Here is a 13,767-nt window from a genome sequence, read left to right on the forward strand (position 1 = left end):
TGTTTACCGGGGAATGTTTAGCAATCTCTCTGAGTCATACACTCAATCAAAATCGCGGTTTCATCCCCTGATTTGTAATCAAGCGCTCGCAACAACAATGATTCAGTGGATGCTTTTATCGCGTATGCAGGATTGCGGTGTTATCGAGCAGGCCATTGGCATCAACCCGCACCAGTACTGAATGGTCTTTGGATAATTTAACAAACTTTATCTGTTCTGCTTCAGGCTGTTGCCAGTTAAGGATAAAGAGCGAAGCGTTTTCATCCTGCTCAAAGCCGCGCTCGGTATTCAACTCCCCAAATGTTGCCAAGCCATCAACGGTCATTCGATAGCGGTTGCCTTGACCAATAATTTCCAGCGTGACGGGCTTGGTATTGATGACGCCACGGTATACCACGCCATCAAATTTATCGTAGGCGGTATTATCCGCGTTATGCTCACACTGATCTGAGTGTTGTTCAGAGCCGCTGACAGGCTGACAGTGATTAGCTTCGCTCACCTCAGCTTGCTGGGCATATCCCCATGCTGGCAATAACACCAGCACGCCAATAAGAGATGCTATTTTTCTGCGATTTATCAAAGCCATTCCTATCAACGCCATTTCCAGCCGTGTCGTCGCCATAAGCCGATGGCCTTGATGCTAACCGCTTAACTTACTCTTGTCAGCAAGCAAACGGCTAGCCGCACTAATTTGCACTGAGGTTGGGGATCTCTTGCTGACTATAAAACAGCGCCACATCCTGTAATTGCTCGGCAGTCAACGCACTGACCTGTGATTGCATTAACGGATCGAGGCGTAAGCCCGCTTTGAAATCGACTAACTGCTTATTAAGGTAAGCCGGTTTTTGCCCCCTTAAATTGGGGAATTGCTTGGCCATGGCGATCATCGCCAGCCCATGGCATGACTCACATTGGGCCGTGGCCAGCGCCTTACCCCGATCGATATCGGCTTGATAACCTTCGGCATAAACCGCTGTGGATAAGCCGCACAGGACAAGCAAACTGACGATAAACGTTTTCATTGAGATCCCTTAGCGGCAGGTTTAGCTGGCGGTGGTAACTGGCTTGCGTCAAGGGGCAAACGCCTAAAGAGGGTCATATCCATTTCAGCTTGACCATAATAGGTACTGAGGTAGCTCAACGTCGGCTCCCACGTATCCGACAAATCCCATAAGCCTTGGGTATCCACCATCCACTGCAAGGTTTCTTTCCAAAAGGCTTTATCACCGCGATTTTGGGTAACAATCATACTGGTGTGACAGGCATTGCATTGATAATTAACCAACTCCCAACCGGGTGCCATAATGAGGCCCGACTGAGGGTCCACGGGATACTCGGCGGCGAACGACGCCCCAGTGAAAAGCAGCCCACACATGATCAGCTTATTGACATGCGCTCTCATCACACCACCCTAACGGCAATACGGTGGCAACCATTAAACATATATCCCTTAGGGTTCCATTGTGGCTGTACAACCGGTTGGCTATCACCTTCGCTATCGGTCGCTTTGGCCCAGATTTCGTAATAGCCCTGTGTTGGCAGCTGCAACTCAATGCTCCATTGCTGCCATGCGGTGGCGTTTTTCGGTTTTTGTAGCTCCGCGACAAACCAACGGGTGCCATAATCGTAACTCACTTCCACCTTCACCACTTCGCGCACGCCCGCCCACGCATGGCCCGCAACCGTCAGTTTTTGCCCTTGAGCCAGTTCAGTGCCAGATTGTGGTTGAGTAATCAAAGACTTCACGATCATTTCTTCAATTATTCGATAGTCTTTTTCAGCAACCGTCTCGCCCGGTGCAATCGGATATTTAGGCACTTGATACGCTGGCGCTTCCATTTTATGCCCGTCGTGGACTTTATTACGCACACTGATCCCCGTTGCCGCTTTTTGCGAAACCGATCCCGGCCGGCCACCAAATACGATACGTAGGGGATAACCATGCAGGTAAGGAATATCCTCACCATTCATCGACCATGCGATTAGCCCAAGCTCTTCGAGCGCCGCCTTGATAGGAACACCGCGGGAAATGGCCTCACCTTTTCCGCTCAAATGCACATCAGCCCCATGGTGGCCGGTGTAAACCGCATCGGCTTTAACACCACAATCCTTAAGCACATCGCTCACCAACACCCCTGTCCACTCTGAACAAAATACCGCTGAGTTATTCCACTGATTGCCCTTAGTGCTCGGGAAAAAGCCCGCGCGACTATTGCCGCCACATTCAATCAATAGCTGTAAGGTGTGATGTTTAAAGCGGCGTTTTAACTCATCAATGGTGTAGGTTTTAGGGGTGATAACCGACTCGCCATCCACTGTAAAAGTCCAGGTTTTAGCATCCAGCGTTTTAAAGTCAGGCACTATGCCATTCCAGCGGATAAACGAAACATCGGCAGGCGTCACCGCTGGCGCTAGCATATGCTCTGGCGGATAGGCATTCAGCGGATTAGTGTTTAATACTTTGAAGTAACTCGGTAAGTCCTCAGCCTTAGTCCACGTTAATGCCGAAATATCCAAAGCACTCACCCCAGCAGGAAGCTTATCGGCAAATACCCACTTAACCGGCAGCGCGGATAACACCGACGTCGCTACCGCACCTTTTATAAAAACTCGACGATTAAGATCCATGTTATTTATCCTTTCCGAGGTAAAAGTATTCCGCCATCTGCTGCATATCCGCCTCACTCAACAACTGAGCGACTTTAGTCATAGTGGGGTCTTGGCGCGTGCCAGCCTTAAAGGCTCGAAGCTGCTTCAACAGATAATCCGAGTTTTGCCATCCAATATTCGGAATATGTTCAAAACGACTCATGCCAGACTTGCCATGGCAGGCCTTGCACATATTCAATAATTTATTGCTCTCATCGGCGTGGGTGACCACCGGCAACAAAAGCATCAGCACACCCGCCGAATAAATCACTCGCAGCAACATCCATTATTCTCTTCAGTTAGTGTTCATCACGACGACTGTCATTGAACGTAGCCATTCAGATAACATTAAGTTACATCAATGCTTATCGAGGTTCACATTCAATACAATTGAGTCAAAAGCTCAAGAGAAGTGACTTGTATTAGTAAGTAGTAAAATTTCAAGCCATTGATTAGATAAAGAAGATAGTTTATGGCCTTATGGCCAAGGGGAGTTAAAGTCGTGGGGCTTCACCCCCTGATTTTTTAATCAAGAGTCGACCAAGGAGGACTGCTCGTCCTATCAAAAACGTCCATGTTAAACTACCAGCTCGATATCCCTATCTCGCGCTCAAAACGGCCGTTGGCCTTCGCCCTTGGATGCTCCAAGACGCCCCTAACGGAGTAAGCGTTCTTATGCTATCGCGTCAGACACTCGTGAACTTCTGTCACTTTGGTGTTGTCTGCGATTTACTGAAAAACAAATGAATGTTCCATTTTGGGCTAATGCAAAACTAGCAGAGTGATTCCTTCTATATCTTTAGAAAATTAACAATCGGGGCTCGTTTAAAATCCAAGAGATAACTTTTCCTTGGCAACAGGTCACTATTGCCGCTGTTCATAATATGCTGTACGCTAAGTTAAATTTTGATTAATAAACAATGCTTAAGCTGTTACTTAATCAATGCCTATTTAGTGTTAACGATAAATTCGTTGATTAAAATGGCGATAAAATGAGTCAGGGAAGATCCGCTCGACAAAGCGAACAAGGCAAGGACAAGCACTCTACACCTCTCCTTAAAGATGCTCCCCCTCAGTACCAATTGTGATTCAGTTTAAGGTTTCACCAACCACAAGCTGATAGCTTTATTATTGTTTTTATTAAAATTTATCATCTATGTGCTTTCTGGTAGCAAGTGCCATGGGCGGTAGCGTGCTTATGAATGAGTAAAACAACCACATTCGTTGGAACCCACATGCAGAATAAAGAAAAAATTGCGGTGTTTATTGATGCCGATAATGCGCCAGCCAGAAAGTTTGATGTGGTACTCGCTGAGCTTGCAAAACACGGTCTCATCAGTATTCGAAAGGCCTATGGGAATTGGAAAAGCCCGAACCTAAAGCCATGGGAAGATATCCTGCATGAATATGCCATTCAGCCTATTCAACAATTCGATTTAACTAAGGGTAAAAATGCCAGCGATATCGCTTTAGTGATTGATGCTATGGACATTCTTTACACAAAGGATATAGACATCATTTGCTTAATCTCTTCGGATTGCGACTTTACTCCCCTTGTGACCAGAGCCTTAGCCGATGGTAAAACCGTTTTTGGTTTCGGTGAACGTAAAGCACCAGCCGCTTTCGTAAATAGCTGCTCTCGCTTCCTCTACCTCGACGCAGAACCTGTAGTTGTCGCAGAAGAAATTGAAGTGATATCAGAAGTCACTCAGCCGCCACCAACTACACCAGACTCAGTTAGTAAAACCGAGCAAGCTCAGCCCAAAACCGCGACACCACAAAAATGCAATTTAAAAAGTGACACCAAACTGATCAACCTTTTGCGCCAAGCCATAGAAGCAACCGAAGAGGAAGATGGCTGGGCACAACTCGGCCCAATAGGCTCACATATCTCAAATCACAGCTCGTTCGATCAGCGAAACTACGGATTTAAAAAACTCAGCGACCTCTTTGCCGCAATCGATCTCTTCGAAATGCGTAAAACCCACGGCTCAGTGCTATGGGTAAGAGATATCAAACGCGCAAAGAAGAATGGGAAATAAATTCACCTAATTAATTTAAAATTAATTGTTAAGCAACTAAACATGTAATTACAACATTAAATTAAATATAAATAATTAAGCATCATAAAAAAGGAAATCATATGAATGGAAACTTAAAAAACAGAATTCAAAACATTGATAATGAAGTAAAAAACTTTCATCCTTTTCTAGAAACTATCTTCCTCAAGATGCCAACTATACAAAAAGTTGAGTATACACATGGAACCAATGAGAAAGGTGCTGATTTCATACTTACAAAACTGTCCGAAGAGCTTGGAGACACTGAACACATTGGAATAGTTGCTAAAATTGGTAAAATAACACAAAACATTAGCAGTGTAACTGAACAAATTGATGAATGTGCGCTCAGAAGATTAAGCGCTAATGGAAAAAAAGAAATATATCTATCTGAAATATGGATAGTGGTCAATGGAACCATTTCTGAAAATGCAAAAGAAAAAATATATGACAAATTTAAAACTCAAAAAATAAAATTTGTAGACATTAACTCACTTTTAAATTTAGCTGAGAAATATTTTCCAGATTTTGGTTTAGGAGTTGCAATTGGTGACACTAAACTACTAAATGAACAGCGATGCAGCAAAGCACAAAGAGAAAATCAATCAAGTCTTGTCGGGAATATATTTAACAATAAATACTTAGAACAAGAAATTGAGAAAAATGAACCAGATATAAGTCGAAAAAATCCAATAATAGATATATACAAAATTGTAGAAACATCTAGAGTTTCATTTATTGAATCACAGATGGGAGGTGGTAAGACTAAACTACTTAACAGATTAATTGAAAAATACTCCGATCTAGACGTTTACAGGGAAAAGAGAATAATACCAATCTACATTACTGCTAGAGATGCCTTCAATGACACATTTAATATTTTAGAAAATTTAAATGAACTGCAAATTAAGTATGGAGTCCAAGAGGATAACTCCAGAAAATTCCTCTATCTTATAGATGGTCTCGATGAGATTAAAATTGAAGAAGATACTCTAGCAGAAAAAATATCTACCCTCATAGAAAAAACATCTTCATCAAACAATATAAATCTAGTAATTGCAAGCAGAGAAATATCTAATGAAAAAATTGAAACATTAGATATCTACAGAAATAACAACTACAGAATAAAACCATTAAAAGTTACTGGCATAATAAAATTTATTGAAGAATTCTGTCAGAATTTAGATTCAAAATATCAAATACTTGAAGACCTTAAAAGATCAGATTTGTTCAAAGTATTACCTAAAACACCTATAGCAGCCATTATCCTAGCGAGACTAATTTCAGAAGGAAACCAAGATTTACCAAGTAATTTAACAGAGTTGTACTCTAAATTTTGTGAAATATCACTGGGTAGATGGGATATAGACAAAGGATTAAAAACACAGAAACAATTTGATGCACTAGATGCTTTAGTTATAAAAATATCAGAATACATGTATGAAAACTCATTAGAGTTTATGTCAAAGAGTGAAGGAAAACAAATTTTCCATGATTACTTATCACAACGAAATCTTGATATAAATTCAAATCTTTTATTCACTGAACTAATAGAGCGTTCAGGAATTATCTCATATAACAAAAACAATGACACAATATACTTTAAGCACCGTTCTTTTTTAGAATTTTTCTACGCTAGAAGTTTATCATCAAAATATAAAGTTACTTTAGATGCAGATATATTTCACCCTTATGCCATAAACACTTATTTCTTTTATGTTGGACTCAAGAGAGACTGCCCAGAATTACTTGATGAAATATCTCAAATCCCATTAAACCATGAAGGGCATAGAATCTCTCGACTTGTAAACATGGCAGGATTTCTCCTTGCCGGTTACCAAAGCCCATACGCTAACATTAAAAATATAGTAAAGGAAATGTTCATAGACGCTGGCATGTATTACAAAAACATTCTTGATGGCGAAAGTAACAAAATATTTTCAAAAATACCCCCAATTCATATTCTAGCTATTTTCAAGTCCTTAATGGAATATGGCTATGGTTATAAATTCTTTAATAATGCCCTTAATGAAATTTCAAAAGAGATAGAAAAAGAGTCAAATAATTCCGACGAGTCAATTTACAGCTTGTTCTTAATTTCCGCCGTAAAAAGCTATTTATCAAGTAAAAATGAATATGATGAATTCATCCTTAACCACAAGGAAAACATTCCTATAATTATACAATTAGCTTTAGGCCATGAAGACACAATTAATAATTACAAATCTTTAGCAATAAAAAAGGTTCAAAAAAAGATAAACAAGAACAGAAAAACATCAAAAAACTTTAACGCTGGAATTCTAAAGCTTTACAACGAATCCATAGATAATAAAATTGATTACAGTAAATTAAAAAAATAACTATCTTTAATATAAAAGATAGGTCATAAACAGTGAAAGATTCGAGGCTAGAATATCTGCAAAGATGGGACATCCATAACTCTTTTGGGTTTAACAGCCGGCACCAAGGCTACAGAAGTTCACCCCCCTCGGAGTTGCCGCAGGGCATTTGTGTTCGTTGCGTGAGCGAGGCATGGATGCCGAGATAGCGTCAGTCGAATCAGGGACGAGCGTCTGACGCGATAGCATAAGGACGCTAAATGCCCAAGGGGCTTTCAACTCCGTTGGGGACGCAGGGGGATATCCAAAAGGGGAACAGGCGCTTTTCCCCTTTTGGTCGGGTGTGGGGTGAAGCCCCACGACTTTGATTCACCTCGGCCGTTAGGCCGCAATGACTAGCAAGTTTTGCTAGCGATCACACTAAAAAAAGATGGGACCGTCAAACCACCTGCAAAAGTATACGATGTTACACTTTTGGCAACAATTTCAGTGCTTAAATCCCAAAAAGTGTAGGGAAAGATGGGACATCCATAACTCTTTTTACAATAAAGAAAAGATGGGACATCCATAACTCTTTTACAATCACTTACCCACAATGAAGGTGATAAGAATGTTATATCCAATTGCAATTGAGACTGGCGACAGTAAACACGCTTACGGAGTAGTGTTTCCAGATATACCTAACTGTTTTTCGGCAGGCGATACTTTAGAAGAGGCGTTATCAAACGCAAAGGAAGCCGTTGAAATGTACTTAGAAGAATTGGCCGAGCGTGAGGAGTTACCACCAAAGGCTAGTGATCTGGCTACCTTGCAAAAGAATAAAGATTACCAAGGCTGGGCTTGGGCGATCATCGACGTTGACTTGGAGCCCTACTTAGGCAAGGCCGTCAGAAAAAAAGGACAGGCATAACTCTTTTGGGTTTAACGAAAGATGGGACAGTCTAACCGAAAGATGGGACATCCATAACTCTTTTGGGTTTAACAGCCGGCACCAAAGCTACAGAAGTTCACCCTCCCCTCGGAGTTGCCGCAGGGCATTTGCGTTCGTTGCGTGAGCGAGGCATGGATGCCGAGATAGCGTCAGTCGAATCAGGGACGAGCGTCTGACGCGATAGCATAAGGACGCTAAATGCCCAAGGGGCTTTCAACTCCGTTAGGGGCGTCTTGGCTGATGTGAAAACAATAGGCAAGGAGGATAGGACGAGCAGTCCTCCTTGGTCGACTCTTTATTAAAAAATCAGGGGGTGAAGCCCCACGACTTTGATTCACCTCGGCCGTTAGGCCGCAATGTCTAGCAAGTTTTGCTAGCGATCACACTAGTTGGTGAAAGTGGAAATCCACTTTGCTGCCAATCTTTGGTGTAATACACCGCAAAGGTGTCGGTCGTGGCATCAAAGGATAATTCCCCGATAATTAAATCACCGAGGTGCATCTCTAGCGTAAGCGTTTTAGCTGTACTCATAGGTTAATACCAGCCGTTAGTTTCTGTGTCGCTGGTTTGAACCGAAACGATATCAATCCCCAGACCATCAAGGATTTTGAATACGGTTGAGATATAAACATCCTCACCCTTTTCAACTCGGATCAGCGTTTTTTTGGTTACGCCGCACAACATGGCCGCCACGTCTTGAGTAAGAGCAGCACTTTTCCTGCGTTCTTTAATTAACAAGCCGAGGGATTGTTGATTTAGCGGTGATGCCATTATCGTCTCCAAAAGTGTAACTTCCTACACCTTAGCCTTAATAACAGTCTCATTCAATCAAAAAGTGTATATACGTACACTTTTTGATTGTTGATAATGACAAACCCACTAAAAGTGTACAATGTTACACTTTAAAAGCAATTTTCAATGCTTAAAACCCAAAAAGTGTAGGTAAGTACACCTAGCTTGAAAAACGCCGCTTCCCCCAATTACCAGTCCAAAAACAAAACCCCGACTCAGTTACCTGAGTCGGGGCTTTCATTTTTCTCTTACAAGAAGTTGGGTTTTAAGCGATTAAGCTAAAGACCACCGATACTTTTTGCGCAGGATAAATCGTGTTAGTACAAGGCGCTGTGAGCGTAGCATACGTTGTTTGTATGTGAGCGAGCAGCAACGCCGTAATCACCGATTTAAACCAGCAAAAATTACATCATGCCGCCCATTCCGCCCATTCCACCCATACCGCCCATATCAGGCGCATCAGACTTTGGCAGTTCAGCTACCATTGCTTCGGTGGTGATCATCAGGCCTGCGATAGACGCTGCGAATTGCAGTGCGCTACGGGTTACTTTAGTTGGGTCAAGGATACCCATTTCTAACATGTCACCGTAGGTGTCGTTGCCCGCGTTGTAACCGTAGTTACCGCTGCCGTTTTTAACGTTGTTCGCCACAACTGAGGCTTCTTCACCTGCGTTGGTCGCGATTTGACGTAGTGGCGCTTCCATTGCACGTAGGGCAATAACCACACCGTGTTTTTGGTCTTCGTTAGCTACTTCAACGTCAGCAATCTTAGAAGCTACACGTACCAGAGCAACACCGCCGCCAGGAACCACACCTTCTTCAACCGCAGCACGGGTTGCGTGCAGCGCGTCTTCTACACGAGCTTTTTTCTCTTTCATTTCAACTTCGGTCGCAGCACCGACTTTGATTACCGCAACGCCGCCAGCTAATTTAGCCATACGCTCTTGCAGTTTTTCTTTGTCGTAGTCTGAAGTTGATTCTTCGATTTGTTGCTTGATTTGGCTAACGCGCGCTTCGATTTGCGCTTGTTCACCGTTACCATCGATGATGGTGGTGTTGTCTTTAGTGATCACAACACGCTTAGCAGTACCTAAATCTTCTAGGGTTGCTTTTTCAAGCTCTAGGCCGATTTCTTCAGCGATTACAGTACCGCCAGTTAAAATCGCTACGTCTTGCAGCATGGCTTTACGACGGTCACCAAAGCCTGGGGCTTTAACCGCTGCCACTTTCACGATACCGCGCATGTTGTTAACAACTAGCGTAGCTAAGGCTTCGCCTTCAACATCTTCGGCAACGATCAGTAATGGCTTACCAGTTTTTGCCAGACCTTCAAGGATTGGTAACAGTTCGCGGATGTTAGAGATTTTCTTGTCGACTAACAGTACGAATGGGTGATCTAATTCAACGCTGCCGGTTTCTGGCTTGTTGATGAAGTATGGAGACAGGTAGCCACGGTCGAACTGCATACCTTCTACTACGTCCAGTTCGTTTTCCAGTGCTTGACCTTCTTCAACGGTGATCACACCTTCTTTACCGACTTTTTCCATTGCAGTGGCAATGATTTGGCCGATTGACTCGTCAGAGTTTGCAGAGATAGTACCGACTTGAGCGATCGCTTTTGAGTCAGCGCAATCTTGAGAAAGGTTTTTCAGTTCAGCAACGGCGGCAATCACGGCTTTATCGATACCGCGCTTTAAGTCCATTGGGTTCATACCCGCTGCAACGGCTTTTAAGCCTTCAGTGACAATGGCTTGTGCCAGAACAGTTGCAGTAGTGGTACCGTCACCGGCGGCGTCGTTGGCTTTAGAAGCAACTTCTTTCACCATTTGCGCGCCCATGTTTTCGAATTTGTCTTCTAATTCGATTTCTTTTGCAACAGACACACCGTCTTTAGTGATCAGTGGTGAGCCAAAGCTCTTGTCTAATACTACGTTACGGCCTTTAGGGCCTAAGGTCACTTTAACTGCGTTAGCCAGAATGTTTACACCAGCCAGCATTTTTACGCGTGCGTCGTTACCAAATACAACTTCTTTAGCTGCCATAATTGAATATCCTTTACATTTTTAATGATTAATTGGAATGTCGAATTGATGTCGTGGATTAACCTACGATGGCCATCAGGTCAGCTTCCGACAGGATCAAGACTTCTTGACCGTCGATTTTTTCTTTCTTAACACCGTAACCTTCATTGAAGATCACTACATCACCCACTTTCACATCCAGAGGTCTTACAGTGCCGTTTTCTAAAATACGGCCATTACCTACTGCAAGGACTTCCCCGCGAGTCGATTTTTCGGCGGCGCTGCCTGTTAATACAATGCCACCCGCAGAAGTTGATTCAACTTCTAAACGCTTAACGATTACGCGGTCATGTAATGGACGAATATTCATCTATGAACTCTCCTAATGATTTAATGCCCAACAATCGAGGCGATTTTGTGATGAAAAAGAGGAGGCATTTCCGCCTTCCCCTTTGATGTGTGTGATATGGGGTTAACCCCTGCCAGATCCAAGTGCCTTTACAAAAAAAAATTCAAATTTTTGATGTCGGTTTTTTCAAGCGGGCACAATCCTGCTAGAATCTCGCCTCCGCTCGCAAACAAGGCACTATTTTCCCCATGAAAGACAGACACGGGCTGCTTAGCGCGCCAATTGGTCGTGTACTGCTCAACATGAGCCTCCCTAACTTGATTGGCATTATGACCATTCTAGGTTTTAGCCTCGCTGACACTTTTTTTATCAGCCAATTAGGGACAGAGCCTTTAGCTGCAATCAGTTTTACCTTTCCAGTAACGTTAATTATTTCCAGCATTGCCATTGGTGTGGGTGCAGGCGTTTCTACTAACCTTGGCAGGCTGATTGGCTCGGGTAATGCGCCACGTGCCAAGGTGTTTTTGCACGATGCGCTGCTGCTGACCTTTATCCTTATCGCCAGTTTATCCGCCCTTGGCAGTATTTTTATCGAGCCACTGTTTAGTTTACTTGGCGCCAATGAAACCAGCTTGCCACTCATTCATGACTATATGATGTATTGGTATGTGGGCGCGCCACTGTTGGTGTTATTGATGGTGGGCAACCAAGGCTTACGCTCCACGGGCGACACTCGCTCACCAGCGATGATAATGATGCTGGCGGCGCTGATTAACTTAATCCTCGATCCTTTGCTTATCTTCGGTATTGGACCTTTTCCCCGTTTAGAGATCCAAGGGGCAGCGATTGCCACCCTGTTCTCATGGCTTGTCGCATTGTCGCTCTCGGGTTATTTGCTGATCATCAAGCGGCGGATGCTTGAGCGGGCGGTATTTGATATCGATAGAATGCGTGCCAACTGGAGTAAACTTGCCCATATTGCCCAGCCTGCGGCCTTGATGAATTTAATCAATCCGCTCGCCAATGCGGTGATTATGGCGATGCTGGCCCATATCGACCATAGCGCGGTGGCAGCGTTTGGTGCGGGTACGCGCTTAGAATCGGTGTTATTAATTGTGGTGATGGCATTATCATCGAGCCTCATGCCGTTTATCGCGCAAAATCTCGGTGCTGGTCAACCCCAAAGGGCGAAGCAGGCTTTGCTGCTATCGCTTAAATTTATCTTTGTATTCCAAACCTTACTCTATATTCCGCTGGCGTTTTTGGCCCAGCCACTCGCGAATTTATTTAGTACCGATCCGCAGGTGCTAGAGTGGTTAAGTTTTTATATTCTGGTGCTACCCTGCGCCTATGGCCCGCTGGGAATTGTGATTATCTTTGCCACGGCGCTTAATGCCTACCATAGGCCGATGAGTTCGTTAGTGATTAACCTGTGCCGCTTAGTGCTATTGATGCTGCCACTGGCGGCGCTGGGATCTTATATTGATGGCGTAAAAGGCTTATTACTCGCGCTCCCCATCACCAACCTCTTGATGGGGATTGCCTGTTATTACTTAGCGCAGCGGATTTGCGAGCCGACCAAGGTCACGACCGCCGACGCGATTTAGGTTGTGCTTTTTAGGCTAAAACGCACATCATTGGGTGGGAAGGGCTCCTCCGATGCCTTACAAACTCGGCGCACACTTTGCGTGCTGAGATTAGTTGGTACACCTTTCGGCGCCAGTTCTTTAATAATAAAGTCGATAAAGCGTCTGCTGGCCAAGCTTACATAACGTCTTGATGGATAGGCTAAATAGCATTCGCCGGGATGGGACTCTATCTCAGGTAACAGGGTAATTAGCTGCCCTGAAGCCACAAAATCAGCCACCACTTCCGCAGGCGCATACACAATGCCGCGCCCTTGCAGGGCAAACTCTACCGCCACTTCAACACTGTTGGAGCAGAAATTTCCCCGAACCCGAACTTCCTGTTCGGCACCAATCCATAACTCATTAAAGATCTTGCCATTTGAGAGCCTAAATAAGGCCACATTATGGGACTCAATCTCCTGTGGAGTCTGCGGCATACCATGTTGCACTAGGTATTGGGGACTGGCATAAAAACGCAAATCCGTGGTGAATATCGGCCGCACCACTAAATCTAAGGTATCTAATGCGGGTTCGACCACAAAGGCTACATCGAGATTATTCTTCACCATATCAACAGATTCTGCGCTACTAATCACTTCAACCGTGAGCTTGGGATGCAGATCCATAAAACGGAAAATGGCTTGCATCAACACATTCATACTGTGGATAGGAAACATTTGAATGCGGAGATGGCCACTGATCTCAGCATCTTCGTTAGTCATCTCAAACAGAGTTTCATCGAGCTGCGCCAAGATATTCTGTGAACGTTGGTAAAAATGGCTTCCCGCCGAGGTCAGCGTCATCGAGCGGCTCTGTCGGTGGAATAGCTTGATATTCAGCTCATCTTCCAATGCCTGTAAACGCCGACTCACGGTCGATTTTGGTAAGTTAAGCAAATCCGCCGCTTCAATCAAACTGCCGGTTTCAGCGATTCGGTGAAATAACGCGAGGTCCTCTGTCTTCATTTTTAACTTAATATCAATCTCATTATGTGGGAT

Annotated in this window: 13 protein-coding genes and 1 pseudogene; 4 read left to right on the forward strand and 10 right to left on the reverse strand. The window is 43.9% G+C overall.

The features are described from left to right. Nucleotides 1–115 precede the first annotated feature (115 nt). The 5 genes from IEY09_RS04460 to IEY09_RS04480 all read right to left on the reverse strand — a co-directional run bounded on the left by IEY09_RS04460 (nucleotide 116) and on the right by IEY09_RS04480 (nucleotide 2,932). Nucleotides 116–622 (reverse strand): hypothetical protein, encoded by a 507-nt coding sequence (locus IEY09_RS04460; RefSeq protein WP_229777688.1) that lies wholly within the window; start codon nucleotides 620–622, stop codon nucleotides 116–118. A gap of 64 nt (nucleotides 623–686) precedes the next feature. Then, nucleotides 687–1,022 carry a c-type cytochrome gene (locus IEY09_RS04465; RefSeq protein WP_188870021.1) on the reverse strand — a complete coding sequence of 112 codons (336 nt, stop codon included), beginning with the start codon at nucleotides 1,020–1,022 and terminating at the stop codon, nucleotides 687–689. Further along, nucleotides 1,019–1,402 (reverse strand): cytochrome C, encoded by a 384-nt coding sequence (locus IEY09_RS04470; RefSeq protein WP_133179633.1) that lies wholly within the window; start codon nucleotides 1,400–1,402, stop codon nucleotides 1,019–1,021. The genes IEY09_RS04465 and IEY09_RS04470 overlap by 4 nt, the downstream gene beginning before the upstream one ends. After that, the gene (locus IEY09_RS04475; RefSeq protein WP_037429995.1) at nucleotides 1,402–2,628 is read right to left on the reverse strand and encodes a sulfite oxidase; all 1,227 of its coding nucleotides are present in this window, start codon (nucleotides 2,626–2,628) and stop codon (nucleotides 1,402–1,404) included. The genes IEY09_RS04470 and IEY09_RS04475 overlap by 1 nt, the downstream gene beginning before the upstream one ends. A gap of 1 nt (nucleotide 2,629) precedes the next feature. Continuing rightward, entirely contained in the window at nucleotides 2,630–2,932 is a 303-nt protein-coding gene (locus IEY09_RS04480; protein WP_055646732.1) for a c-type cytochrome, read from the reverse strand. Between the two features lie 952 nt (nucleotides 2,933–3,884). Between IEY09_RS04480 and IEY09_RS04485 the strand changes: the two genes are divergently transcribed. The 3 genes from IEY09_RS04485 (at nucleotide 3,885) to IEY09_RS04495 (ending at nucleotide 7,958) form a co-directional block, all read left to right on the forward strand. After that, on the forward strand, nucleotides 3,885–4,691 hold the full coding sequence (locus IEY09_RS04485) for an NYN domain-containing protein (protein WP_188870023.1): 807 nt from the start codon (nucleotides 3,885–3,887) through the stop codon (nucleotides 4,689–4,691). A gap of 101 nt (nucleotides 4,692–4,792) precedes the next feature. After that, nucleotides 4,793–7,069, forward strand: a complete 2,277-nt coding sequence (locus IEY09_RS04490) for an NACHT domain-containing protein (protein WP_188870025.1) — start codon at nucleotides 4,793–4,795, stop codon at nucleotides 7,067–7,069. A gap of 589 nt (nucleotides 7,070–7,658) precedes the next feature. Next, nucleotides 7,659–7,958, forward strand: a complete 300-nt coding sequence (locus IEY09_RS04495; protein WP_188870027.1) for a type II toxin-antitoxin system HicB family antitoxin — start codon at nucleotides 7,659–7,661, stop codon at nucleotides 7,956–7,958. 408 nt (nucleotides 7,959–8,366) lie between these two features. Here the strand turns inward: IEY09_RS04495 and IEY09_RS04500 are convergent. The 4 genes and pseudogenes from IEY09_RS04500 to IEY09_RS04515 all read right to left on the reverse strand — a co-directional run. Further along, nucleotides 8,367–8,510, reverse strand: a pseudogene (locus IEY09_RS04500) (type II toxin-antitoxin system HipA family toxin); the annotation flags it as partial. A 3-nt stretch (nucleotides 8,511–8,513) separates the two neighbouring features. Then, entirely contained in the window at nucleotides 8,514–8,750 is a 237-nt protein-coding gene (hipB, locus tag IEY09_RS04505) for a type II toxin-antitoxin system antitoxin HipB (RefSeq protein ID WP_105253052.1), read from the reverse strand. 425 nt (nucleotides 8,751–9,175) lie between these two features. Then, entirely contained in the window at nucleotides 9,176–10,813 is a 1,638-nt protein-coding gene (groL, locus tag IEY09_RS04510) for a chaperonin GroEL (protein ID WP_037430013.1), read from the reverse strand. A gap of 58 nt (nucleotides 10,814–10,871) precedes the next feature. Beyond that, nucleotides 10,872–11,162, reverse strand: a complete 291-nt coding sequence (locus IEY09_RS04515; RefSeq protein ID WP_011071021.1) for a co-chaperone GroES — start codon at nucleotides 11,160–11,162, stop codon at nucleotides 10,872–10,874. Nucleotides 11,163–11,389: 227 nt separating this feature from the next. Between IEY09_RS04515 and IEY09_RS04520 the strand changes: the two genes are divergently transcribed. Further along, nucleotides 11,390–12,748 (forward strand): MATE family efflux transporter, encoded by a 1,359-nt coding sequence (locus tag IEY09_RS04520; RefSeq protein ID WP_140907373.1) that lies wholly within the window; start codon nucleotides 11,390–11,392, stop codon nucleotides 12,746–12,748. Here IEY09_RS04520 and IEY09_RS04525 read toward each other — a convergent pair. After that, a complete protein-coding gene (locus IEY09_RS04525; protein ID WP_109277898.1) occupies nucleotides 12,745–13,734 on the reverse strand; it encodes a LysR family transcriptional regulator in 990 nt (329 codons plus the stop codon). The genes IEY09_RS04520 and IEY09_RS04525 overlap by 4 nt on opposite strands. Between the last annotated feature and the right edge of the window lie 33 nt (nucleotides 13,735–13,767).

The sequence above is a fragment of the Shewanella xiamenensis genome (genome assembly GCF_014647135.1).
In the GTDB taxonomy this organism is placed as follows: Bacteria; Pseudomonadota; Gammaproteobacteria; order Enterobacterales; family Shewanellaceae; genus Shewanella; species Shewanella xiamenensis.